The sequence below is a fragment of the [Clostridium] scindens genome (assembly GCF_019597925.1).
GTDB lineage: Bacteria > Bacillota > Clostridia > Lachnospirales > Lachnospiraceae > Clostridium_AP.
Window position 1 is genome coordinate 3322766 of the sequence record NZ_CP080442.1, and the last position, 25779, is coordinate 3348544.

A 25779-nucleotide genomic window follows, 5' to 3' on the forward strand; every position below is an offset into this window, starting at 1 on the left:
TACCGAAACCGTACTGTTTTTACAGATTTTCAACAAGCGTAAAGAAAAAGCGGGCTTAAAAAAGCCCGCTGTAATCTGGATATCTTCACTATTTTATTGTCTTTAATACCAGCCTTAGTAGTTCCTCTGTGTCTATATCAGGATTCTCGCTTATGATATGATAGATTCCTTCTATCTCACCTGGCTTTTCTTCCAGATCCTCCGCGGTCTCCTCAAGACTCTTCCCCTTCTGGCATTTCTTCTGGATCAAGGAAATCAGTTTTAAAGCCTCGCCCTCGCTTCGGCCCTCGTTCCTTCCATCCATCTGGCCTTCTTCTCTCACTTGGCGCATATGCTTCTCTTCATCGTATTCATACAGGCTCGATCTGCCTGCCTCTTTTTTTAACGCAGCATCTGTCTCTAATACCATCCTTAATAATTCTTCCCTATCCCTGCTGGGATTTTCTCTCACGATATCATAGACCGCCTCTATCTCGCGTATCTCTTTTTCCAGATCCTCCGCGATTTCTTCAAGGCTCTTCCCCTTTTGGCACTTCTTCTGGATCTGGGTGATCAGTGCCAGAGCCTCGCCCTCGCTTCGGCCCTCGTTCCTTCCATCCATCTGGCCTTCTTCTCTCACCTGGCGCATATGCTTCTCTTCATCGTATTCGTATATGCTCACTTTGCTCGCCTCCGCTCTGTTTTTGCTTAGAAATTCCGACAGGATCCCTTCCGCGATGCATTCCGTCACCGCCCGCTCTACGGCCGCCGAGATCTCCATAACCCTCGCATAGCCGCGTACCCTCTGGGTGTACCTGGCATAGTCGGATAAGGTCCGGCAGGACTCCATCAGCTGCCGGTTCTTCCCTTCGTTGATGTTCAGCATGACCGCTTCCAGTTCCAGCGCCGGGGACTCCTCCGGTACCGTATAGGCATCCGACAGCCGCAGGATCCTCCTTTGCGTTCTGCCAAAGAGGCCCCGCCGGCACCTATCCTTAACGAAACCTCTTTGCTCTTTCATTTCCTGGGTACAAGCATTGAGATTTCTTCTTGACGCCTGACGGCTGATATGGAATCAGATGCGGCTGATGCCGCTTAGAATATCAGAAATATAATGCTCTGAAGTTATTTTAGCACAGACCTGAGGCCTGTGCCATAATAATTCCTTTGTTAATCTGTAATATTTTAAGTTTACTTTTGTTCCCCAAACTCTTATCATAGAAGTAACAGAAATAAAATTCATATTAAGGAGGCCCACTATGAAAATACTGGTAATAAACGGAAGCCCGCACCCGCACGGAACTACTTCTCTTTTAAGGGATGCCTTTGAAGAAGGCGCTAAAAGCAAGGGACACAGCATAACCACATTTCATGCTGGACAAGAGACGCTTCACTCCTGTCTTGGCTGCGACCATTGCCGCACGGCTGACGAAGGATGCGTATATAAGGATGGAATGGAGACGCTGAATCCGCTCCTGCTGGAAGCCGACTGCGTAGTCTTTGTAACGCCCCTGTATTATTTCGGGATGAGCAGCCAGTTAAAAATGGTGATCGACCGCTTCTACGCCAATAATGCGAAACTGCGCGAGCAGAATAAAAAGGCCGTTCTTCTGGCCGCCTGCGGAGACGCGGACGAGTGGACGCTGGATGCCCTGGATCATCATTATCATGCATTGTGCCATTATCTGCGCTGGGAGAACGCAGGCGAAATCAATGCCATCGGAATGTACACGCCGGATGACTTAAAAGGCAGCGATTACATAGAAAAGGCCAGAGCACTTGGAAGTTCCCTGGCTTAACTTCCTATTAGATCAGGCTAAGACTCTTCATCACATACAGCCATCCAGTTAAGGTAAATGCGCTGAACAGGGTCGTCAGCATGACCACGCTGGAAGACAGCACGCCCTCATGCCCCATATTCCTGGCCATGACAAAGCAGCTGACCGTGGTGGCTGAGCCCAGCATTACCAGAATCGCCACCAGTTCCTCCTGCCGGAATCCCATCTGGGCGGCAAGCGGCAGAAAGATGGCGGCAAACCCTACCAGCTTGATCAATGTGGCGGCCACTGCCGGCTTCACCTTGGCAAACGCTTTGCGGATGTCGAACGTGGCCCCCATCGCCATGAGTCCCATAGGCGTAGCTACTCCTGCCACACTATTTACCGTCTTCTCCATAATGTTGGGCATTGGTATGCGAAGCGCTGACCAGGCTAATCCAGCCACGATACCGATAATAATCGGGTTCTTGATAATCCCTATCAGCGTCCTCTTTACAACATGCCGATCCAGCCCATTCTGGCCCGGCCGAAATAAGGACAGCACCAGTACAGCCATCATATTGTAAAGCGGCACGCTTCCAATGATCATTAGCGGAGCCATGCCTGCCGTCCCGTAAATATTCTGGATAAACGCAATTCCCAGAAGCGCCGCGCTGCTTCGGTAGGAAGACTGGATAAATTCTCCTTGTATGGACTTATCCTTCCAAAGAAATGAGACTGCCGTAGAAATGGCGATGCTTATCACCGTTGCTCCAAAACAGAACAGCACGAACTTCATATTCCATACTTCTTCAAAGTCCACCGTTGCCAGGTCACTGAATACCAGCACCGGCAGTGGTATCAGGAACACGAATTTATTCATCTCGTCCGCAAGCGTATCGCTGATAAATCCGATTTTCTTAAAAAAAGCCCCAATATCATCATCAGGAACACCGGGACTGTTGCATTCAGACTAAAAACTAGATTTTCCATTTGCTGCATGATTCCCTTCCAGACAGGCATATTCCTGCCTGCATTTTATCCCTTCTATTTTGCAACATGCAGTCAGCATCTGTCAATGATTCTGATTATTTCTTTTTTAATTCCATCCTATCCTTTTGCCTCCTTGATTCGTTATATATAATAGAATAAGATAAACGTTTTGAAGTTCTAGTATCAGGAAAGGAGGACTATGTGGATGCCGATTTTCTTTTAATCAGAAAAATGAAGCAAGGGGAAGATGACGCCTGCGATTTATTTGTTCAAAAATATTATCCGGATATTCTAACTTATTGTAGTCATCACTGTCCTGATAAAGGATATGCCGAAGACTTGGCGCAAGAGACTTTTTTGAGATTTTTCGCGAATCTGTCATCCTATCATTATAAAGGGAAGACAAAAAATTACTTATACACGATCGCCTCTAACCTGTGTAAAGACTATCTGAAAAAGCGAAAAGATATGCCGGTTGATGAAGCCAGGCCAAACGATGAGGCCGGCCCGGACGAGCCCCAGATGGCGGAGGTCATAAATAGGCTTACTCTAGAATGGGCGCTGAGGCAATTGCCGGATGAATTGCTTGAGGTGATTATCTTTTATTATTTCCAGGAACTTAAACTTAGGGAAATTGCCGGGATATTGCATATCAGTCTCCCATTAGTGAAGTATCGGCTCAGACAGGCAAAGATACAGTTAGAAAAACTTCTGGGAAAGGAGGACGAACATGAATCTGGAAGAAAGACTTAAAAACTATAAAAATATGACGCTGATGGAACCGCAGGCCGAAAAAGTGCAGGAAGTCATCCATAAATCAAAAGAAGCCTTTTATACGTCAGAAGAAGGAAATGATTTATCTTATTTTGAGTTCTTACGGATACAGCTCAGAGTGATACAGAAAAGATGGTGGATCCTTCAATTTGTTCTGCTACTAATATTATGGTTCGTGCTGATGGCTGAATGGGAGGCGGTCTATATCCAAAGAAGCATGGGAGTCATAGCATCCTTATTTGTGATTCTCATTATCCCTGAATTATGGAAAAACAGGACATTCCAATGTATGGAAATAGAAGCATCCTCTTATTACTCTCTCAGACAGGTCTATGCCGCCCGCATGCTGCTGTTCGGCATTACAGACCTTGCCTTGCTAACCATATTCTGCGGATCTGCTTCTATTGGACTGCATTTTAAACTGATGGAATTAATGATTCAATTCTTATTTCCGTTAAGCGTAACTGCCTGCATTTGTTTCGGAATACTGTGCAGCAGATATTCCTTCAGTGAAACAGTAGCCATCTCCTTGTGCATTCTATGGAGCGCAGTGTGGATGTTCATGATCTTAAATGAAAATGTGTATAGACGGATCACAGTCCCTATATGGCTTTTATTATTGGGATTTGCGGTGATTTTTCTGGCTGCTTCCGTCTATCGTACGCTAAAGTACTGTAATCGATATTGGGAGGTGCCCTTTGATGAAATTAAAGTTTGAGAATTTAACAAAAGAGTTTGGAGATTTTACCGCCGTAGACCATCTGAGCCTTACTATGACTAACGGCGTCTACGGGCTGCTGGGCGTAAATGGAGCCGGTAAAACTACCCTCATGCGGATGCTGTGTACCTTGCTCAAGCCCACAAGCGGAACCATTACTTGTAATGGCAGAGATATCTTTGAAATGGACGGCGATTACCGGAAACTGCTAGGCTATCTGCCACAGGAATTTGGATTCTATCCGGAATTCACGGTTCAGGAGTATCTTCTTTATATTGCGGCGTTAAAAGGGATACGGCCAGTTGTCGCCAGGAGGCGGGTTAAGGAACTGATCGCCAAAGTTGGACTTACCAAAGCGGCAGGCAAAAAGATGAAAAAATTATCCGGCGGAATGAAGCGCAGGGCCGGAATCGCGCAGGCTATGCTAAACAATCCGAAAATCCTGGTGCTTGACGAGCCCACGGCAGGGCTTGATCCGAATGAAAGGATTCGTTTCCGCAATCTCATCAGCGAACTATCCGAAGAACGCCTGGTACTGTTATCTACCCACATTGTTTCCGATATCGAATATATCGCAAACGAAATCTGGCTAATGAAGGACGGGAAACTTATGCACAAGGGCAGCGCGGATCAAATCATTAGTTCCATGCCTCAAGACGTTTGGGAGTGTCTTGTGGACAAGAGCATGGTGTCCGCTTTCATCAAAAAATATAAAATATCAAATATGAAATCCGAACCGCATGGCGTCGAGCTGAGGATCATATCCAGCGAGAAACCCTGCGCAAGCGCCAGGCATGTGGAAGCGTCATTGGAGGATGTCTTTTTATACTATTTTGGGGAAAAGGCGGGTGATGAAGATGCTGCGGTATGAATGGAAGAAAGTCTTCTCCAAATTTAAGAATAGAATGACCGTCCTTCTTTTGCTGGTCATACTCATCATAACCAGTATTCTGACGATAAACCGGGTTGAGTATGTCGACGGGAGCGGAAATCATTCCAGCGGTATTTCTGCCGCAAGAAAACTCCGGGCAGAAAAAAACAAGTGGGAAGGTTATCTTACAGAAGAGGTATTCCAGGAAGTCGTCAAAACGAATGCAAAAATATCGAATTCGCAAGCAGCGCTGTCGCAAGATATTGATGAACAGAATAAAGAATATGCAAAGAAGCAGGGGTTCCAAGGTATTGCGGATCTGATCAATAATGCATTCAGCGAATGGAGAGATTACAATTATTATGCGATTGACACCGTCTCCGCAGAAGACGCAAAACAAGTCTACGATAAAAGAATTTCGAATTTAAAAGAATGGCTTGATTCGGAAGAAGAAACATTTACAGAGGGGCAAAAGAATTATTTAATCCACCAATATGAAAGCCTTAAGACTCCGTTTTATTATAAATACGTAGATGGATGGAGCGCATTGCTGCAGAACATATCAACCTTTATACTAATTCTGGCATTGATTATAGGCTTTCTGGTGTCCGGCATATTCTCAGACGAGTTCCAGGCAAAAGCGGATTCGATTTTTTTCTCATCAAAATTAGGAAGAAATAAAGCAATTCTATCCAAAATGGGTGCTGGATTTTTGATTACTTCCGTTTTTTACATTGTGTTCGTACTTCTATATACTTTTATTGTACTATGGGCATTAGGCGCAGATGGAGCAAATTGTCCCATCCAGCTGGATCTGTGGAGAAGCATCTACAACATAACCTTTTTCCAGGCCTATCTTCTCATTGCAGCAGGCGGCTATATAGGTACTTTATTTGCCTCCACGCTTTCTATGCTTGTATCCGCGGCAGCACGTTCTACTGCGACAGCAATTATCGTGCCTTTTATTCTATTGTGCGCCTTTCCTTTTTTTGAGCAGGATCATTACATTGCCTCAGATCTGCTCGTTCTTCCCGGACCAGCTGCTAGAGGTATATATCTCCATCAAAGACTTCGCACTGGTGGAAATAGGCGGCAAGGTAATGGATATCGCAGGGGTAATCCTTCCCGCTTATCTTGCTGCCTGCCTGTTGCTCCAGCCTGTATTGTATCGTATTTATAAAAAAGCGGAAGTACGATAATCCGAATCGATCCTGGCTTTACTGTAATAACTTTTTATAGATGTTATAATCCTCTTCTTTAAACACATTGAAGATCACCCGTTCCAGTTTGGAGGAAGACAGGTAGCGGTCCACCGTCTCTACGGCGATCTGGGCCGCCAGCTTGTTGGGAAAATGAAATTCTCCAGTGGAGATGCAGCAGAACGCGATGGACTTAAGCCCTTCCTTCTCTGCCAGCTTCATGCAGTTTAAATAGCAGGACTTGAGTTCCTCTTTCTGCCTCTGCGTCACCTCCAGCCCCACGATCGGGCCTACCGTATGAATTACATGGCTGGCTGGCAGATTGTATCCCTGCGTGATCTTGGCTTTTCCCGTGGGCTCTTCATGGCCCTGCTCTTCCATCATCCTGGCGCATTCGTTCCGAAGCTGTATCCCCGCCGCCGAATGGATGGCATTGTCAATACAGCCGTGGCAGGGCACAAAACATCCAAGCATCTGGCTGTTGGCGGCATTGACGATAGCATCCGCACGAAGTCTGGTAATATCCCCTCTCCAGAGGGAGATCCTGTCCATATTCTTGATTCCAATGCAAGTATAAATGTCTCCAATGACCGGGATATCCGCATAATCCACAATACCTTTTTCTTCTGCCTCTTCTGTCAGGAACTCGTCCTGCCTTGCCAGGAACTCTTCCGAAGCTTCCCCTGGCCATCGCACATTCATAAGGCTTCTTAGAAGCCGGCGCTTCTCATCGTAATTTACAGGCTCTCTGATGGACGCATATCCGTCATTTTCATTTCTCAAATACCGAATCAGGCTATCTACTCTCTCTTCTCTTGTCATAGGCTCCTCCTAGTCCTGCAAGTATCCGGCAATCACCGAATACGCCCGATAAAGTTCCTCGTAGGTTGTCCGGCAGTTGGCCGGGCTGGTGGATGGAAGTCCGATTGCCTCCATCCCCGTCTTAGGGTAGCAATATCTCTTATACAGCTGGGCTGCCTTAGTTCCCGTCGTGAAAATGGCACGGATATCCGCATGGTCAAGAATTCTCTTCATGTCATTGGCCTTCGGGTTGCGGATACTGCCGTCATCCGCTCCTTTGATCTCGCATCCGGCCAGCACGTCCCAGACAGCGATCCGGTTTCGCAGCGCAAAACTGATCTTCTCCTCCTTTGTCAGTGGAAGTCCCTCGCCGCATACGTCCGATATTACCTTCCAGAAACGGTTCCTGGGATGTCCGTAGTAGAATCCCACCTCCCTTGACTTCGGAGAGGGCATGGTTCCCAGCATAAGAATCCGCGACTCCTGATCATAGATTGGCTGGAAGTTATGAGTAATATATTCTGGCTCCATCTTATCACGCTCCTTTATTCAGACGCAAGCATCTGGTAGATACGCTCCGCGTCCGATACAATCTGCCCGGGGAATCCCACATATTCCAGCAGGCGTATGGCATTCGTCTTTTCATTGATTCCCTTGTGTATCTTATAATCAAATACAATGTCTTCCTCCCCCTCCTGCTCGCAGAAATAATAATGCTCATACTCCCGGTCAAGCAGATCTACTAATTCCATGTCATGGGAGGCCACCAGCACCAGGCAGTTCCGCTCCTCTAAGTACCGCAGGATTGCCGCGGAGGCCGCAATCCGCTCCTTCGTGTTGGTTCCCCGAAGGATCTCGTCTATCGCGCAGACCACCAGTTCATTTTCCTGCATATATCCAAGCATTCGGTTCAGCGACCGGATCTCCTTCATGTAATAACTTTCTCCTTCCATCAGGCTGTCCTTCACAGCCATGGATGTGGCTACGTAGGCGTGAGGAATCTCTGCGATGCCTGCCATGCAGGTATGGATGGTCTGGGCCAGGATGCAGTTTACCGTCACTGCCTTGATGAAGGTGGATTTGCCGGATGCATTCGAGCCTGTTACGATGCTGTTCCTATCCATCACGACATCATTTAAGACTGGCTCATTCAGCAGAGGATGGTACAGCCCCTCCAGATGAATGCAGGCATCCTGGCTGAACTTTGGCAGGCAGTAATGCGGCAGGCTTTTTCGGAATGACACCACGCTGATCAGGGCATCCAGTTCCCCCACAAGGCGGTATACCTTCTTAAAATGCTCCATCTTCCGCTTCAACTGCCTTATGGCCTGGTTATACATGGTAAAATCAATGAGCGTGGCTCCCGTGAGGTAAGTTGCGAATAGTTCCATCGCGTCTCCCCGCATCCCGGCCTGTCTGCGCACCGTGGCCTTTCGAAGCCGCTTCTCTGTCTCGCCAAGCTGCGCCACATGCGCCGATATCTCGCCAAATCGATTCTCATAACCGCCGCTGGTTCCTTTTGTCAACTCTCGCCCCGTATAGATCAGCCCCCGGACGCTCTCCATCAGTTCCAGGTGAATCTCATACTTCTGCTTCATAACCGCATAAATGCACAGATTACATATGAATATCATGCCAAATGCCGTCATTCCATATACATTTCTAAGAATGACCGCCCCAGCCAGAGAGAGGAAAAGAAGCGCCTGCATTAGCCGGTAGAACCAGCCATGGCCAATCTGGAAATCCTCGATCTCATTCAGGACTTGCGGCAGATAATAACTGCTGTCCCTTTTTCCGAGCGCCATCAGTTTGACCTGAACTTCTTCCCTTTCCCTCTCGTTCTCTTCCAGGTAGCACATCTTCTCTTCTATCTTCTCGAGCGAAGCCGTATCCTGGGATACGTCCCTTAACAGCGCATAGAGGTACTGCTCCCCCGCAAAAGACTGGCATTGGTTCATGCGCTCGTAGATCCGGCTCATATCCAGATCGCCCCACGTAAGGTCATCCAGAGGATGCAAGGCCTCCTCCCTGACCGCGTTCCAGTACATGGATATCTCTTTATAATCAAAATCTGCTGGATCTGGCTCTTGTCCAAATTTCTTCCTGACAATCCGATAGGCTCTCCTTATCCTCTCCCGTCTTGCATACACGCTTCCGACAATGAATACGCAGATCAGGCCCGCGATCACAATGGCCGACTCCATAGGCAGTCCTCCTTATTATGCTTATTGGATACATCTTACCACGAAACCGCTTTTTTTGCCATGCAAAGACTGAAAAGGCAGAGCGTGCGCTCTGCCTTTTCAGTCCTATTTTGATTCATTTACAAAATCCGTAATGTCAAACCAGGAATCCGGGTTTTCCGGCGGATTCGCCGGAGGCTCTTTGCCATTATGGCTGGTAAGGAGATAGTACCTTCCGCCATACCGAATAATATTTCCCTCTTCCGGCACGCATCCCGGCGCCCATTCTGATTTATTGGAATGTTTGATATCCGCTTCCGTATACAGCCTGCTGCCGTCAACCCTGTAGCAATATCCATTCTTACTTTCCGAGTTACAGTAAGCGTTCAGATTTCCTTTGAATTCGTTGGCATCCATCTCCCTGTCAACCGGGATAATGTAGTAGACGCCATCTTCCTCGTAGATTCCCTTGGGAACCTTGACCTTCTCTCCACTGTTCTTTGCTTCTTCGCGCAGTTCTTCAAAGGAAGGGCTATTGGCCTCGAATGAAATATTATCGTCCTTATCAACGGTAATAAATCCTTCTTCCTTCTTATCATCATCGTCGCCTCCCGGCGTGTCCGGGTCCGGCACTTCGCCGCCTCCGCCGCCCTCGCTGTCATCCTTGATCTTATCAAAATCCTGATCCGTCACGAAGTTGTAGCACTCCACATATCTGGTGGAATGGAAGGTTCCATAGCCGCCGCCTGTCAGATCCATATCTACCCGGATCACATTCTCAGGATACAGGGATTGGTCTGCACGGGCAAACTTAAGGCTGCTGATCTTAAATCCCATGTACACGCCTTCATCAAAGCTCCAGTCCACCTCCTTGTAAACCGTCTCTTTAGTCGAAGTTCCCGTCTCGTTTTCCACATCATACATAACCGGATAGTAGTGGATCACCATCTTCTGATCCTTGCTGGTAATATAGATGTGGCTTCCCGTGCGGTCGTACAGGTCGATGGTCGCGCCTGCGTCCTTAATCCACAGCGTGACTCCGTCATTGTCCTCCCCTGCCTCTTCATACTGCACGCCTACCTGTGCCCCTTCTATCTCTCCTGTAATCTTTTCCAGCAGGGTATCGGATACCTGGCGGGCATTATTCAGTCCTCTGACTTGATGATATACTTTGATGGATGTGGAGATAATCTGGCAGGTTCCCGCGGCAAACAAGCCGATCAAGGCAAAGGTAATCACAAGTTCCACCAAAGTGGCGCCCTTCCTGCCTCTAAGCAGGCTTCTTAAAGTATGCAATTGTCTTTTTCTGCCATTCTTATGCCCCATCATATCAACTGCTCCTGTTTTTAATCGATCTGTTTCTAATCGGTCTCTTCCTCTGGACCGTCCTCTGGTTCTTCCGGCTCTACATAGACAGTATATCTGCTCATCTTCGTACCGCCCGCGTCATCATACTTTTGTATCTTCCCTTTCGGAAGCGCGATGGTCAGATCCCTGACCTTCGTATTATTAGTACTTGTCTTTTCCTTGTCCAGTACCAGGGAAATGTCCTCGCTTACAACTTTGCGTTTCTTTCTCTCTTCTGTCTGGTAGTACTTCTCGTCAAATGCCTCAGTCTTTTCAATCGTTGACTTGGAACGGTTCAAAAGGCTGATGGAGGTGGTCACGACCTTGGTAAACATCGCCATCAGCAGCATGACGATCAGAAAAGCGATCATAACCTCTACCATGGAAGTTCCGGCATTGCGCCATCTTCTGTCCTGCTTCTTCTTTCTCATGCCAGTCCCTCCTTCCTATTCTCTCTGGGCCAGCGAGAATGTCCACTTCTCGCCAGTCTGGATCAGGTGCTTCCCATCCAGCATCTCTTCCCCCGCTCCCCCATAGTTTGCCGGGTTTTCATCGATGGTCAGTTCATAGGTGGAGGTAATGATGCTCTTTAACTTTCCTTTCTGGCAAGTCACTTGAACGACAAAGGAGGTGTCCTCCTTTTCCGCGTCGTTCTCGCCTTCCCAGTACATTTTCACGGAAATATCATCTAAGGCATCCGCTACCGCTTCTTTTCCTGTCCCGGTATTAATGTCAAAGTACCGGTACGCATATGCCGCCGTGTGGCCTCGCTCTTCTTCATTATAATAAGGCCAGTCGGACTGCCACAGGTTGAAGCGCAGGTAGAACCACAGAGGGCTTTCTCCCGCCTCATAGGCAGTTTTCATCTCATCGTAAGTGGAAAAATCCACATCCGTGCCTGTAATCTCTTCCTCCAGCTCCCTGCTCAGGCTCTGGGCCATCTCCTTGCACTGCTCCATTCCCTGCTGCTTATTGGCTGTGGCAAATAAAGAATAGGATACCAGCAGCAGGGCAAGGGTTAACATCGTCAATACCATCATAATCACGATTGCTATCAGGAGGGCTGAGCCCTCTTTTTGTTTTAACGCCTTTTTCTTCATTACCGGTATCCCTTCTTTTTATCAATCTCTTCTTAGCATGATTGCTTTCTTATCTAGTTTATCTTCACGATCTCTACGCTGCTGTTAAACGTAACTGCTACATTCTGCCCATTTACACTGACTATAGCGGACTGCTCAGGCACTTGCAGCGTATAGCTCATCCATCCGCCCGCATTTGTGACTTCCAATACTGCCTGCGCCATGATCGATGGATCTTCGTTGGCGGAAAGGGTTGCCAGTACATGCCTGCCCTCTCCATAGGCTGATGTCTCGAACGCCTGGCCGCCAATCCAGATCTGATAGATAGCTGCCGGATTGTCCTGTTCCCAGGTCTGCGCCGCCATAGGCACAGACGGGCTGCCCGCATCTGACGCTCCGCCGTCTCCGTCTTCCCCGCTATCAGCGGATGGATCATTTAACTGCTGCGGATCTGCCAGTTCTGGAAGCGGCGAATATTCCAGCCAATCCGTCCACTGGCTCAGGCCTCCCTGCTTGATCGTCTCCTCATTTTTGCCTTCCAGGATGGCCGCCGCCCTCACCCGGATCTTTGCCCCTTGTGGATTGGCGTACATATCCCTGGCAAGCAAGGCTACTGTATCAATATCGCTGCCATTCGTTCCATAGCCGTAGGCGCTCACATAGCCTCTCTGGATCACATTGCCTGCGCCATCTTGCGCTTCAATCTGGTATACAAGCCAGTTTCTTGCGCCCGTCTTTAGTTCATAGGCAATTCCTTCCCTGTCTGATGACTCCATAACCGGGTTCATATTCTGGGGCGCTTCTGCGTACCCATCCAACTCTACCGTCTGGGCGGTTCCGTCATTTTTACGGAACCAGTCCGCAACCTTGGAGTCTTCATAGCGTAGCCGGTTTCCTTCCGCAATCCGGCCTTGTACGGAGATTTGGCTGGTAAATAAGTCATTCTCTTTTCCGAAACTGTCTTCCCCGCCAACCTTCTCGGCATCCGGCAGCTGGACTGTGAATGTCTGGCCATCCTGCGTCTGTTCCAGCAGTAGATAGGAGACTGTAGCTACCATGTTCGGATTCACGTCCGCGCTCTCTGCCACCATTCCTGTATATGGCAGCATAATTCTATTATAGCCGCTTCCGCCTCCGATGGTTCCCAAGTACACCGCGGCTTCATCCAGTTCTGATACTGGAGTCTCGGGCGTAACCGCCTCGCGGTATGGCCTCGGGTCAAATGCCGGATCGCTGGAAGCATAGAATACGTGATAGCCTCCGTCTCCTGCATTCTCCAGATAGATCCAATCCAGGTACTGCGCGGTATACGCATACTCTGGCGTGATCTCGACTTCGCTGCCTCCTCTGCGGATCAGCTGGATCTGGTAGTGGTCCGTCCAGCCTGGCGCGTCATAAGACAGGCGTGTCTGCTCTACTGCCAGGGATGTATCCGTCTTGTCATCCGTATACTGGCCTTCGTCGTCGTAATACAGGGTATCCGTGCCCTGCGTAAGCGAAGGCGCCTCTACCTGTACTCTTGGAATCTGAATCCACTTGTAATTCACGGTTCCATCCACCGTCTCGTCTTCATCGGACCAGTAGGAACTTACATTACTGTCAGAAATGCTTCTCATGGCAATCTTCAGCCACTTTCCGGCATAGTCTGCCGGGATATCCTTCAATACATAGCCTGCCTCTGACAGATTTCCGTCCATCTCCGTAGACGCGTCCTTGCTAAGGAGCGTTGCAATTGCCCCGCTGTTCCAGTATCCGTCACCCTGCGCGTCTCCAGCGTACTTGATCGAAGTATCTTCTGCCTCCTGCGCGTCGTAGACCGCAACGGCAATCTGGTATCTGCCCTGCGTCTCGTTGCTTACATTCTGCGGCTTGTAGGAAAGAGCTATGCCATCGCTTAACTGATCAAGCGTAACAAACTGATCTTCGGCATATGGAAGATTCGTACCCATCCAGGATACATCCGGAACATCCAGCCTGCTTGGCAGCACCATCTCGGTCTCTACTCCGTCCGGGCCGTCCCGATAAGTCCGGGCATTCTCCGCCGCCAGAGCATTTACCCTGACAGCCAGGGTATCTCCCCGCTCATAATCATTCAGGTCGATCATCCTGGTAATACGCTCCTGGCCGATATCTTCCCCGACAGGGAAGTTCCATACGCAGGTCAGTTTCTTGGCAATGAAATATTCATCCCCGGATCTGCCGAAGGCAATCTCCATTCGCTTCTTCACCGTTCCTGCCGCTGCCTCCTGGCTCCATTCATATATCATGCTTCCATTGGCGCTGTCGTCTGTGACATCTACGCCTTCTTTGCCTCCATAGAGGCGCTCTGTCCGTTCCAGGGCATCCTTGTATTTTTCTTCGCTCTGGTAGTTCTGAGTCACGGCTGCTTCATCCTTGCCGCCTTCCACCGTCACCTCGTAGCCTCCAAGTTCCGGCTGCTCCGCTTCCGGGACGCTGTCCCAGGTCACGTCATAGACCAGCGAGTTCTTCTGGACTTCGTCTCCTTCCTTATGCAGGAACAGTTCCGGTTTGGTAATCTGGGACAGGCGCAGTTTCAGCGAGCTCTCCCATACGCTTCCAGCCGGGAATACGGTGGTGATACCGTTGCTGTCCATCTCTCCCCTGCGGCTGACGGCGATCCGGATGCTGGTATAATTCCAGTTGTCTGTCGGCAGGATCAGTTCGTTGTCCTTGCCGTCTTCTGTCGTGTAGATGCCCGACGCGATCTGTATCTGCGCGCCATCGGCCGTCGTGCCGGCCACCGTATAGTCATAGACTGCACCGGCCTTGTAATTGGTCTTTCCGTCCTCATCCTTATACTCTTTCAGATCCCAATAGATCCTCATGGAATCTTCGTTGGGATTGCCGTCCTCGCCTGCCTTTTTATGATCATTTACATGGATGACAGGAGCGTTGTGGGTCTTTCTGTCCGATGGAATCTGGTAGTAGTAGACCTGGCTCATCATTGCCGTGGCATTTTCCTTGTCATAGGAATGCTTCTTGACAGACTGGTTATAGTCAAGCAGGGCATTATAGTACAAGGTGTATGTGCCATCCGCAACACGTTCAATGACGAAGCCAGAAGCCAGTTCGCCAGCATCAATCAGCTTGCGGCCGCCCGACGCATCCATCGTGACTTGATTGTCTTCGGTAACGTAGAACTGCTGCAGCACTTCCTTTTCCACTCCGGCCGCATTATCCCTTCGATACTCTGATACATCTACCGTATGTCCGTTATAGACAATATTGTTGGACATCATGGACGGATAACTTCTTACCATCAGATCGCTGTAGGACTCCCCAGACATCAAATCCTCCGGAAGCGAGCTTAAAGCCGTCGGGATATAATCCTGCGTGGTGTCGGATACTCTCAGTTCCGAAGATGCGACCGCCACAGGAACATTCAGCTGCGCATCCACCGCCGTCAGTTCCGAACGCATATAGAATGCACTGTTGATATTGTATTTCATGCGTACCTGATAGTTCAGCGTATCTGCTGTCGCTCCGTGGAATCCTGCATCCTTGGATACATCCGTTGGCGTCTCGCCGTTGGCCAGCACCACCAGCGCGATCTTAGCGTCGCCTTTATACTTGCCATGCGTCAAGGCCACAGACTCCCGCAGATTCTCGCCACTAGCCTCATATCCGGAGGCGGTGGCGACTGCTGAGAACATTGCATTGCCGTCCGTGCCGCCATAATATCCGGCAGATCTGCCAACAGACGCATTGAAGGCTAGGTCGTCTAGGGATTTGCCATCTGCCTTTATCTGAATCTGTATCTTCATAAGTTCGGCTTCTATGGCATCAGATGCCACTCCATGATCCGCCAGGAATTGGCGGTATTCCCACTGGTTATCCAGATAGGACTGGTATACCAGCTTCTTCTCATCACCAACCGCTTTGACCGCCAATTCCAGATGATACTGCGGGATTGGCAGCGTATCTTTTATCTCTTTTTCTGCAAGTGCCGAGAAATCAGACCATGACGCATGGACGATTCCGTCCGCTCCCAGCACGTCTGTACCTGCCCGCACCCGGATAGATGCTTTCGCCACCTTGATGCCGCCCACGCTGGTAAGCGGGACTGCCGTCGAGGTATCATAGATAATGTCTCTTGCCACATCTCCCAGCAGATTGCCATCCTTGTCATAGTAGGATATCTCATACTGGTAGTAGGACGCATGTTCCGATGGATCCCATGTAGCAGTCTCACCTTCTATCTTTACCCCCTCCGGCACGGCCGGTACGGTTCCATCCACCGCCACATCCGTGGCAAAATATGGATTATCCTTTTCATACACTTCATAGCGGACATTATCGTCCTGGTCTCCAGCAGCGCGAAGGCGTTCATCCGTCTTCACATTGCCGGTTCCCCCAAAGATGGAGAGGGGATTCAGCGGGAAGCCGGCTGCGCCGATCTGCACCGGATTGCTGCTGGTTCCGGCCTGAATCAGGCGGAATAAGCCTGATCCGTAAGGTACGGGAACCGCAATCGTTCCGCTGCCTTTCTGCGTATCTTCTCCTGCTGATGAGGGAGAGAGCGTCTCATAAGGCAGGCCGCTGAATACTGCTCCCTTTCGAGTCATCCCGTCATCCAGCGTATAGCTCGTTCCATTCGTCGTTCCGCCCTGGCCGCTGGCATACTCGACGCCATCCACATTTCCATGGAAGATGGCCCGGATCAGACAGGCGTTTACCTTGCTTCCGCCATTATTCACAGACTTTGTGATTCTTATCTCCACGCGTCTGGCAGTCACAGTACCGGCAGTTATCTGCTCCTTTTCATTCTTTGCCACATCCGCGTGGGTAGTGGCATCCTTATTATTCTCCACCTTCTGGTATGTCTTTAACGTCCCTCCCGAACTGTACCGGCTGTAGAGGACTTCATAGTCCTGCACGCGCCCATCATCTCCATTGCGGTTCCAGTACAGATCCATGGAAGATAATTCAATATCCCTGTTAAATGTGAATACATAGGTGGCCGCCGTGCCGGTCTCTTTTACCTTATCGCTGCTGAAATACGCCCGGTTAGCGTCCTTAAGCCCGGCAGCGTCGGCTCTCATCACTGTCTTATACAGATTGCCGTCCTTGGCATTCTGTCCTTCATTGATTCCATCCGCCACTACTGACTTCACATAGAACTTCTCCGGCTTTTCTGTCGTCACTTTGCCGTCCTTATCATAATATACCGGGGTTTCCTGGTCGGAATCCTGGCCCAGATAATAGTTGCTTCCCTGGTCCGCCGCCTTATATGTCAGGGCGATCGGATAGTCGAGGTCTGCCAGGCCAAAGCAGTCTTGTATCGTTATCTCCGTCTTCAGATTCGTAGGAACCATGCCGCCAATCTTTGCGCTGTTTATCCCAAAGCCATAATTATTGCAGCCTATGATCGTCGATTTGCCACTGATGCTGCCAGTGATGCCAAGCATCCCGCCGCTGTTTCCATTGGCGCTAAGAAGCCCGGTATTGACGCATTTACGGAGATGGACTTCCGCCGCTTTCTGGCTGGCGAATCCAATCATTCCGCCACTGCTGGCTCCAGTGATGGTGCCATGATTTGCACATCTTGTGATAGTTACGGAACCAAATGTAGTCCTTAGGTCATACAGGCAGCCGACCATTCCTCCGGCACCCTGGCCATCGTTGTCGCTGGTGGTGATCCTTCCATAATTCACACAGTCAGACAGGGTTCCGCCGTAATATTTCCATACGCCGATCATGCCGCCGACTCTCCGGCGTCCATAGATATTCCCGTAATTCTTACAGTTCTGTATGGTATAACTCTTACTTGTGGCGCACTCCATACGCCCAATCATGCCGCCAACGCCATTGCTTCCGCTGGCAGTCTTTTCCACCGTGGCCCGGTTCGTACAGTAGGAAAGGCCGCCTTCTCCCGCCTGGTATCCGATGATGCCTCCGCACCCGTTATCCTGGGCATTCTGCGGCGCGGATACGATCCAGTCCTTTCCGGTAGCAACATTCTGGATTCTTCCGGACTTGCGGTTATATCCGGCAATCCCGCCCACATGGCCGCGGTAATTCTCCACGATCACGCTGGTATCATCAATCTGCGGACTATAGTCGCTGGCATCTAAGCGGCCATCCTCTGCTTCCTGACGGTTATAGCCGATGTCAGAGATATTTCCGCTATTTAAGCCGGCCACGCCGCCGCTATGGGCATAGGCCGTGGTGGAATCTCCGGTTCCTATGTAGACGCTGGCCTTGCTGTCTGCTTTCTTTACGATCGTTCCGTCAAAGTTCAAGCCGTATTTCTTAACACTGCCATACGTGATCCCGGAAATATCCGCGCCAAGTCCGTTGACTCCGGCCACGCCGCCTATATTTGCCACGTTGTTGGCATCGCCTAGCCCGGTAATCTTTGCCTCGCTTATCTTGCAGTCTGCAATGGTTCCCTGGCTCATCGCCTGGGCCTCTCCATTGACTCCCGCGATTCCGCCATATCCATAGATGACGGCGCCGTTTGTCTCCTGATCCGTATTGGGATCATAGGTAGGCGCATTCTGCGGATTATTGCCCGTTCCACTGACGCTGCCGCTAAATTCATACCAGGAAACATGGCTTAGATTCTTCCCTGCAACGCCTCCCATATTTCCAAAATATGCCTGCTCCGTGCTGGCAAAAGAAAGTTTTGCGCGCACTTTGCTGTAGGTTCCTTCTGTTCCGCGGATCTCGCCGCTGTTAACGCCTGCGACTCCCCCCATGTCTACCTGGGCGGACATGGACTTCAGGATGACTTCATTGGATTCATTTCCCACATTGCAGCTGGTGATCGTCCCTTTATTCTCTGCCGCAATTCCACCTAACATGCTCTGCTTGCTGCCAGCCAGATTATACAGCTGGATGTAAGATACATCGGTGCTGTCTATGGTTCCTTCATTGATTCCGCAGACTCCGCCTGCCTTTTCCTTACTCTCAAAGACCAGATAGCCCAGCCCTCCCTGGGCGGTTACCTGACAAGATGCAATCGTGGAGGCATTGACCCCGCTGATTCCTCCGCTGATTCCATTCTGGGCGGTCACGCTTCCATAGTTCCTGCAATTTCTGATCTCATAATTATTATTTGCGACGATTCCCCCGGCATTTCCTTCCTGCTGTGCTATGACTGCCCCTTTATTCCAGCAGTCGGTGATATTGCCGGCCGCGATGCCCGCGATTCCTCCCGCGTAGCCATATCTGGCAGTCACGGATGCCTTGTTATAGAATCCTTCCATCGCGCCATTGCTATTTCCAACGATTCCTCCCACATACTGGCTTCCAGTGATGCTTCCAGATACCGTGCCTCTGTCTGAATCCTTTAAATCTGACGACTGCCGGATCGTTCCCTCATTCCAGCCTGCAATGCCTCCCACGTAAGGGCCATTGGCATTGACGGCAATGTTCAGGGTATCCGATATATCGATCAATGCGCCGCCATAATTGTATCCGGCGATTCCTCCGGCGACTCCGGCAGTTCCATAGGTACGCACGGTGCCTCCCGATACCTTGCTTCCGGTTATCGCCCCGTAATTCTCGGCAGCGATTCCTCCTACGTAGTTCCTTCCGGTTATCGTACGCAGTTCCAGCTTGCAAGATTGAATGCTCCATTTGTTCAGCCCGGCGATTCCGCCCACGTAGTCCATACTTCCCGAGCCAAGGCTTGATACTGTGCAGTCTTTTACGATGCCATCATTGATCTCGCACAGGCCTCCGGTGTATGTGCCTCTGGATACCACGCTTCCTGCGTCCTGATTCCTGCAGTTTTCAATGGTGGTATTCCTGTATACTTTGCCGATGATGCCACCGGCATAAGAATAGCGGAATGGCTGGCCGTTATAGTCGGTTCTTCCAGGCTGCTCGTTCTCATTGCTCACCGCTGCCCTGGCCGTAACCGGCGTCTTATTGACAATGTTCCTTACCAGCAGGGTCGTTCCCTGGTCGTTGTAGCCCAGGACGCCGCCCACATGAATGCCTGCGGTGATCCCGCCGAACTTCGTATGGCTCTCGGAGGCCCCATTGCCGCTGATGATCAATCCGCTGCCTGAATCCGCTGCGGGATAGACTCTGTCAAACAGTCCCTGGGGATCTGCCAGCGCAGTCAGGTCTGCCACCGCCTCCAGCTGGTGGATGCTCTCATTGGCTGACGCCTGTATGGTTCCTTTGTCCACGCCCGGCGATACCAGCCTGTTATAACCGATAAATCCGCCGGCAAATGCTCCGTCGGCCTCTAATTCTCCTAAGAAGTTGTCTGTACGGAATCCGGCTTCGATGACGCCGCCTGCCGGAACCACATTGCCTCCGATCGTTCCGCCCACGCAGAACCGTCCCTTCACCTGATTTGGATTGGACTCGATAAATCTTGGGCTTGTGCCATCCATCAGAAGGTTAATGGACGCGTTGAATCCTGCAAAACCGCCGATATAGCAGCCTTCCCCATCGACGTACCCACCGGTCATGGCATAGTTGGCCACAGCCGCATCTACGTCGTTGTAGCCTACGACTCCGCCGACGAAATTGCCGCCGGTCAGATTGCATACCAGAGAAACCTTCTTATCGCTGGCGATGATTCCGTCATTGTAGCCCGCGATGCCGCCTGTATAATTGGCACGGAACAGCCCGGAATCCACCAGCTGCCTGGCGTCGTTCGTACCGGATATGACGACTTCGCTGCTGCAATTATGTATAACCGCAGAGTTCCCGCCTGAAGTTCCGCTTTTTTCCGGATCTCCATTGCAGCCCGCGATTCCTCCCGCGTACGCTTCCTGTGCCGCAACGAATCCGCGGTTTAGCCAGCCGGATATGGTTCCGTCCGCCGGATTGGCGCCAATGATGCCGCCTACGCGCCTCTTGCCTATGACGTGGGCCGCGTTCACGCCTTTCTTCGCGCCGTCTCCGCCGATCACTTTTGAAGTTCCGTCGGCTCCCGGCTCATTGTAGCCTACAATTCCTCCCACGTACTCCTCGCCGAAGATGTATCCTTCTTTGGAATTGCTTTCTTTTTCCGTATTACAGCCAACGATAGCGGCTCCCGCATTGGTTCCTACGATTCCCCCGACTTGGCTGCCCTTGAGGCGTTCCTCAAGATTTTTTTTGCTGGAGAGAATCTTTCGGATCTCGTCTTTTTTATACTGCGGCGAACTGGTGCAGTCTTGTACCGTTATGGTGCCTGTCTTTGCCTCACAATGGCCCGCGATCCCGCCAAGGCCTGTCATGCTGTCATTCATGGCCTCGATCTTGCCGTAGTTCTTACAGTCTTTTACCGTGATCGCATTTCCCTTCTCTGCCTTCAGTTCTCCGATAATCCCGCCGAAAAAGCTGAACGAGTAGATTTCATCCGCTCCGGTCACCTTAGCGTAGTTTGTAAGTCCCTCATAGACCACATCGCCGTCTTTGTCTTTCGCTTCTCTGATTCCAACGATTCCTCCCACGTAAAAATCGCCCTTGATCACGCTCTCTCCGTCGGAATTCTTTACCGTAAGATCTTTTAGCGTCCCTTGGTCGATTCCGCAGAAAGCGCCCACGCTATTATCTCCTTCTACGGAGATATTGTCCATAGCCACGTTGCGGATCACGCCGCTGTTCGTGAGAAATAATCCGGCGCTCTTATCATACTTGCCTTCCACTGCCTCATACAGGCTGGCTTTGTCGTTAGCCGTATCATTGATCTCAAGTCCGGATATGGTATGCCTCTTGTTCGTTCCGCCGCTTTCTAAGACCGCATCGCTTCTTAACTGCTTGATGGATGGAAATGCCTGCTCTTTTAGCGCTTCGTTCTTTCCTGTTCCATCCATCTTAGCGCCAGACTTAAAGAGCGCCTCATGATCCTGGAATTCCTCCCAGTCTATATCCTCGCTGATCTGATAAATGACCTGGTCAGCTTCCCGCTCATAGCCCATATCTTTTCTCTCGTTATCCGTATAGTCCTCAAGATAACGCATGTTATAGAGATGGCGGGCATTTTGGACAGTGTATGTCTTGGTAGCCTTTTTATCCACATCCGAAGCCTGCATGGAGCCAAAATATGTATTTTCGGTATTGCTCTGCTTCTTTGCGGTCGTCTTGTAGAGTTCTCCGGTTCCCTTGATGGAACAGTAAATGTCTTCCGGGTTCACCCCGAACCTGCGGAAACTCAGCGTATTCTTGATATCCTTGACGGCCTCTGGCTCCAAGGTGGAGGTGCCGGTCTTTTCCATCAATTCCGGATACGCTTCTTCATACAGCGCGGTGGTGGCTTCTAAGTCCGCCCCATCCAGCACCACATGGATGGTCTCGTCCTTATCGATCCAGGCAAGAATGTTGTATTTGCCCATCTTGGTGGGCTCTGACTTGCCTTCTTCATCATAGTCATACCGGGTCACATCGCAAGGCACTGCCGCCCTGGCGTCCTCATTCTTTATCTTCTTTCCGTCCAGAACCAGGCGCAGCAGCGCCTTCTTCGTAGTTCTGTCGTGGATGGTAAGCTCGTATTTTAGTTCCTGGACCGCCTTCTTTACCTTGCTTAAATGGAAGGTCAGGTTCAGGGTGTCTTCATTATTCAGGCGCACCGCCGATATGGACGGCTTCTTTGCCTTCGTGCTGGTAGCCTTGGACAGCATATCTACGCCGTAATATCCTACCATCCGGCGCTTCCGGTAACTGGTCTCGCGACTGAATATGCTCACCGTGCCTCTTCGATCATCCGTATCTTTATAAGTAAAGTCCTTATTCTTGTCGCTGTAGAGGACCGCAAATACCTGTCCGTCCTCCGGCGTAAATTCCACGCAAACCGTCGCGTTAAGAATAGAGGTATCATACAGATAGGAAGAGAACATATCATAGAGCGCCTTGATCTCATCGCTGGCCGTTCCATCCAGATACGCTTCATAATCTTTGGCCGTCCCTTTCAGCGTGCAGACTTCGCCCTGATATTTGGACGCTTCATCGCCTTTGTCGGCGCTGGATGGCCATACCTTCTTCAAATCATAGGGTTTGCCGTCTTTTCCCATAAGTTTTGACACATCTACCGTATGGAGGTATTCGCCGTCCTCATCCGTCACCTGCTCCTTAAGCGCTGTGAGCTGGCCGCTCTCGCTGTATTCCGTAAGCTGGTTCTGGGCAGCGACGAAAAGCGTCCTGGCATATTCATTCTGGCGCTTGAACTGGGTCCATTCTACCCATTTCATGATCCCGAATACCAGGCCGCTGGCAAGGATCAGCATCAGGATGATCACCACGATCTGCTCCACGGTGGTAAATCCTCCGTTATTCCTCTTTCTTCTGTTTTTACGGTTGTGTAGTGTCTGCCTCATCATATTATCTCTTCTTTAATCTATATTTTTAAAAATACTGTTCCAGATCTCTTCTGTCATTCGTATACTGAATCGCCGTCTGCTGCGTGATCTTCCTCTGGGAAACCAGCCGCATCAGATCCATGTTAAGCGTATGCATTCCAAGCGCGCTGCCCGACTGCATGACGCTGGCCATCTGGTGGCTTTTGCTCTCCCGGATCAGGTTGCACACCGCGTCCGTCCCCATCAGAATCTCCGTTCCTGCTATCCTGCCTTGCCCGTCTGCCGTAGGCATGAGGCATTGGGTGATAACGCCTTTGATCACGCTGGAGAGCTGGGTCCTTATCTGGTTCTGGCTTCCGCCCGGGCAGGCGTCTATGACACGGTCGATGGTCTGCGCCGCGCCTGTCGTATGAAGGGTGGACAATACCAGATGTCCGGTCTCCGCCGCCGTCAATGCAGCAGATATGGTCTCGTAGTCCCGCATCTCTCCCACCAGGATGATATCCGGGTCTTCACGGAGCGCGCTTCTTAGGGCTGACGCAAAACTGATGACATCCTGTCCGGTCTCCCTCTGATGAATCAGCGCCTTCTTTCCTACATACGTATATTCGATCGGATCCTCGATGGTAATGATGTGGGTAGATTTCGTCTGATTAATGTACTCAATCATGGAGGCAAGGGTCGTAGACTTTCCACTGCCGGTTGGCCCGGTCACAAGGATCAGCCCCCTGGGCTCCTGGGCAAGTTTATAGAGCTGGTCCGGAAGGTTCAGTTCTTCCAGGGTCGGTATATAACTGTTCAGAAGCCGGATGGTTGCCGCAATCCTCTTCTGGGTACGAAACACGTTCACCCTCTGACGGTTGCCGTCCTCCGTCTGGATGGCAAAGTCAATATCATATCCTTCGTCCAGCCGCTTCTTCTGTCCTTCATCCAGAAGGCCATACAGCATCTCTTCTGTCTCCTCTGGCGTAGGCTGCATGGGTGCATGTACCAGCGTGCCTTTTACCCGGTACAGAAGATACAGTCCCTTCGTGATATGAATATCCGACGCATTGGCCTCTCTTGCCGCCATTATAATCTTATCAATCTCTCTCATCAGATTCCCTCTCCTATCTACGTCCTACGAATAGTACGCTACTTTCCTCAATTCCTCGATGGTAGTGATTCCCTGCTCCACCATCTCGATGCCGCATTCTTTCAGGGTCTTCATATGCTGATGGTCTATAGCATACTGCAGGATCTCTTCCGCAGAAGCCTCCTCAATAATCATCTTGCGGATCTGCTTGTCAATATAGAGAATCTCATGGATGGCGATCCTCCCGCGGTAACCGGTATAATTGCATGCCGGGCACCCCTTTGGCCTCATGATCCTGCTGGCGGCCGGGCTTAGCATGGCTGCCTCTTCCTCCGTCGGCTCTGCCTCCTCGGCACATTCCGGACATACCTTTCTCATCAGCCGCTGCGCGATGATCCCCACCAGCGAGCTGGATACCATATAGGGTACCAGTCCCATGTCTTCCAGCCTTGCAATGGATGACACCGCATCATTGGTATGCAAGGTGGAGAACACCAGATGTCCGGTAATCGCCGCTCTTACGGATATGGACGCAGTCTCCACGTCTCGGGTCTCGCCTACCATGATCACGTCCGGGTCTTGTCTGAGAAGCGCCCGAAGCCCGGCTTCAAAAGTAAGGCCTGCCTGATTATTCACCTGCATCTGGTTCACCTTTGGAAGATTCTTCTCAACCGGATCCTCAATCGTGGATATATTGACCGGACGCCTGCTTATTTCCTCCAGAATCATATATAAAGTCGTGGTCTTTCCCGAGCCCGTAGGGCCGGTAAAGTAGATGATGCCATTGGGGGACTGCAGCATTTTCTCAAGTTTGAGATAATCGGATTCCTCCATGCCGAAGGTCTTCGGATAATCAATATTGGCATTGCTGGTCAGAAGCCTTAAGACGGCCTTTTCCCCAAATACCGTAGGAATTACGGACACACGGATGTTCACGTATTCCCCTTCTATCTTGGTCCTGAAATGACCGTCCTGCGGAATTCTACGCTCCGCGATATCCATATCTCCCAGAATCTTAATTCTGGCGATCAAGGATGCATGCAGGCTTTTCTGCAGCGTGACATATTCCACGATCACTCCGTCGATACGCATCCGGACTACCGTCTTGTCTTCAAACGGCTCAATATGGATGTCCGAAGCATTTGTATTGTATGCGCGGTTTACCAGACGGCTTAGCAGGTTGATGATCGGCGTATCGTCATCTCCCTCTTCGTCCATCTCCACTTCTTCGATCACCTGGTCTCCGAAACTTCGGTTGGCCTCTGCAGCCGCCCGCCTCGCCCCCACTTCCGAGTAATAGTAATTGATGGCTTTAAGCAGTTCCTCCCGCCCGCACAGGCACATCTCCAGCTGCATTCCAGTAAGCTGGCGTATATCTTCGATTCCGTAGAAGTTCATAGGGTCATTGAGCGCCACCGTCAGGCTGCCGTCCTTTTCATGAAGCGCAAGCATCTCATACTTCTCTGCCAGGGGCCGGGGGATCTTCTGTACCGCCTCGATCTGTATCTCCATATTCGACAGGTCAATGACCGGCATATCCAGACGCTGTCCCAGCGCCTGCAGAAGCTGGTTCTCGCTGATGCATCCAAGGGCGATCAGCGCTCCGCCGATACGCACTCCCTTATGCTCCTTCTGATATGCGATGGCCTCCCCGATCTGCGCATCCGATACATATCCATATTCTTTTAAAATATCGCCGATTCTCAGATTCCTGATGTTTTTCTCCATAACTATCC

Annotated in this window: 15 protein-coding genes and 1 pseudogene; 5 read left to right on the forward strand and 11 right to left on the reverse strand. The window is 50.4% G+C overall.

The window, feature by feature from the left end:
- Positions 1–88 precede the first annotated feature (88 nt).
- A complete protein-coding gene (locus tag K0036_RS19185) occupies positions 89–1000 on the reverse strand; it encodes a hypothetical protein (protein WP_259283327.1) in 912 nt (303 codons plus the stop codon).
- Positions 1001–1238: 238 nt separating this feature from the next.
- Here K0036_RS19185 and K0036_RS15935 point away from each other — a divergent pair, with 238 nt between their 5' ends.
- Entirely contained in the window at positions 1239–1778 is a 540-nt protein-coding gene (locus K0036_RS15935; RefSeq protein ID WP_025642114.1) for a flavodoxin family protein, read from the forward strand.
- 7 nt (positions 1779–1785) lie between these two features.
- Here K0036_RS15935 and K0036_RS15940 read toward each other — a convergent pair.
- Positions 1786–2729 (reverse strand): annotated as a pseudogene (locus tag K0036_RS15940) (AEC family transporter).
- A gap of 201 nt (positions 2730–2930) precedes the next feature.
- Here K0036_RS15940 and K0036_RS15945 point away from each other — a divergent pair.
- Genes K0036_RS15945 through K0036_RS15960 form a run of 4 tightly spaced genes read left to right on the forward strand, consistent with a single transcriptional unit; the run spans position 2931 to position 6272 of the window.
- Positions 2931–3482 carry an RNA polymerase sigma factor gene (locus K0036_RS15945; protein WP_025642110.1) on the forward strand — a complete coding sequence of 184 codons (552 nt, stop codon included), beginning with the start codon at positions 2931–2933 and terminating at the stop codon, positions 3480–3482.
- A complete protein-coding gene (locus K0036_RS15950; protein ID WP_220430152.1) occupies positions 3460–4221 on the forward strand; it encodes a hypothetical protein in 762 nt (253 codons plus the stop codon). The genes K0036_RS15945 and K0036_RS15950 overlap by 23 nt, the downstream gene beginning before the upstream one ends.
- Entirely contained in the window at positions 4205–5092 is an 888-nt protein-coding gene (locus tag K0036_RS15955) for an ABC transporter ATP-binding protein (RefSeq protein ID WP_025642106.1), read from the forward strand. The genes K0036_RS15950 and K0036_RS15955 overlap by 17 nt, the downstream gene beginning before the upstream one ends.
- A complete protein-coding gene (locus tag K0036_RS15960) occupies positions 5079–6272 on the forward strand; it encodes an ABC transporter permease (protein WP_259283328.1) in 1194 nt (397 codons plus the stop codon). Before K0036_RS15955 ends, K0036_RS15960 begins: the two co-directional genes overlap by 14 nt.
- A 37-nt stretch (positions 6273–6309) precedes the next feature.
- Here the strand turns inward: K0036_RS15960 and K0036_RS15965 are convergent, their stop codons facing one another.
- From K0036_RS15965 to K0036_RS16005, 9 genes are all read right to left on the reverse strand, one after another.
- Positions 6310–7113, reverse strand: coding sequence for a protein-ADP-ribose hydrolase (locus tag K0036_RS15965; RefSeq protein WP_220430153.1), 804 nt, complete (start codon positions 7111–7113; stop codon positions 6310–6312).
- Positions 7114–7122: 9 nt separating this feature from the next.
- Positions 7123–7623 carry a DNA-deoxyinosine glycosylase gene (locus tag K0036_RS15970; RefSeq protein WP_220430154.1) on the reverse strand — a complete coding sequence of 167 codons (501 nt, stop codon included), beginning with the start codon at positions 7621–7623 and terminating at the stop codon, positions 7123–7125.
- A gap of 14 nt (positions 7624–7637) precedes the next feature.
- On the reverse strand, positions 7638–9296 hold the full coding sequence (locus K0036_RS15975) for a MutS-related protein (protein WP_220430155.1): 1659 nt from the start codon (positions 9294–9296) through the stop codon (positions 7638–7640).
- A gap of 105 nt (positions 9297–9401) precedes the next feature.
- Positions 9402–10604, reverse strand: a complete 1203-nt coding sequence (locus K0036_RS15980) for a hypothetical protein (protein ID WP_025642097.1) — start codon at positions 10602–10604, stop codon at positions 9402–9404.
- Positions 10605–10636: 32 nt separating this feature from the next.
- Positions 10637–11053, reverse strand: a complete 417-nt coding sequence (locus tag K0036_RS15985) for a type IV pilus modification PilV family protein (RefSeq protein ID WP_025642095.1) — start codon at positions 11051–11053, stop codon at positions 10637–10639.
- A 15-nt stretch (positions 11054–11068) separates the two neighbouring features.
- Positions 11069–11722 carry a hypothetical protein gene (locus K0036_RS15990; protein WP_025642093.1) on the reverse strand — a complete coding sequence of 218 codons (654 nt, stop codon included), beginning with the start codon at positions 11720–11722 and terminating at the stop codon, positions 11069–11071.
- Positions 11723–11775: 53 nt separating this feature from the next.
- Positions 11776–22989 (reverse strand): hypothetical protein, encoded by an 11214-nt coding sequence (locus tag K0036_RS15995; protein WP_220430156.1) that lies wholly within the window; start codon positions 22987–22989, stop codon positions 11776–11778.
- 25 nt (positions 22990–23014) lie between these two features.
- Positions 23015–24064, reverse strand: coding sequence for a type IV pilus twitching motility protein PilT (locus K0036_RS16000; protein WP_025642084.1), 1050 nt, complete (start codon positions 24062–24064; stop codon positions 23015–23017).
- Between the two features lie 24 nt (positions 24065–24088).
- Positions 24089–25771, reverse strand: coding sequence for a GspE/PulE family protein (locus K0036_RS16005; RefSeq protein ID WP_220430157.1), 1683 nt, complete (start codon positions 25769–25771; stop codon positions 24089–24091).
- Positions 25772–25779: the final 8 nt, after the last annotated feature.

Bases quoted from the DNA above. Each gene is read 5' to 3' on its own strand.
- K0036_RS19185 (WP_259283327.1), bottom strand. From the start codon at position 1,000: ATGAAAGAGCAAAGAGGTTTCGTTAAGGATAGGTGCCGGCGGGGCCTC.
- K0036_RS15935 (WP_025642114.1), top strand. From the start codon at position 1,239: ATGAAAATACTGGTAATAAACGGAAGCCCGCACCCGCACGGAACTACT.
- K0036_RS15950 (WP_220430152.1), top strand. From the start codon at position 3,460: ATGAATCTGGAAGAAAGACTTAAAAACTATAAAAATATGACGCTGATG.
- K0036_RS15955 (WP_025642106.1), top strand. From the start codon at position 4,205: ATGAAATTAAAGTTTGAGAATTTAACAAAAGAGTTTGGAGATTTTACC.
- K0036_RS15960 (WP_259283328.1), top strand. From the start codon at position 5,079: ATGCTGCGGTATGAATGGAAGAAAGTCTTCTCCAAATTTAAGAATAGA.
- K0036_RS15965 (WP_220430153.1), bottom strand. From the start codon at position 7,113: ATGACAAGAGAAGAGAGAGTAGATAGCCTGATTCGGTATTTGAGAAAT.
- K0036_RS15970 (WP_220430154.1), bottom strand. From the start codon at position 7,623: ATGGAGCCAGAATATATTACTCATAACTTCCAGCCAATCTATGATCAG.
- K0036_RS15975 (WP_220430155.1), bottom strand. From the start codon at position 9,296: ATGGAGTCGGCCATTGTGATCGCGGGCCTGATCTGCGTATTCATTGTC.
- K0036_RS15980 (WP_025642097.1), bottom strand. From the start codon at position 10,604: ATGATGGGGCATAAGAATGGCAGAAAAAGACAATTGCATACTTTAAGA.
- K0036_RS15985 (WP_025642095.1), bottom strand. From the start codon at position 11,053: ATGAGAAAGAAGAAGCAGGACAGAAGATGGCGCAATGCCGGAACTTCC.
- K0036_RS15990 (WP_025642093.1), bottom strand. From the start codon at position 11,722: ATGAAGAAAAAGGCGTTAAAACAAAAAGAGGGCTCAGCCCTCCTGATA.
- K0036_RS15995 (WP_220430156.1), bottom strand. From the start codon at position 22,989: ATGATGAGGCAGACACTACACAACCGTAAAAACAGAAGAAAGAGGAAT.
- K0036_RS16000 (WP_025642084.1), bottom strand. From the start codon at position 24,064: ATGAGAGAGATTGATAAGATTATAATGGCGGCAAGAGAGGCCAATGCG.
- K0036_RS16005 (WP_220430157.1), bottom strand. From the start codon at position 25,771: ATGGAGAAAAACATCAGGAATCTGAGAATCGGCGATATTTTAAAAGAA.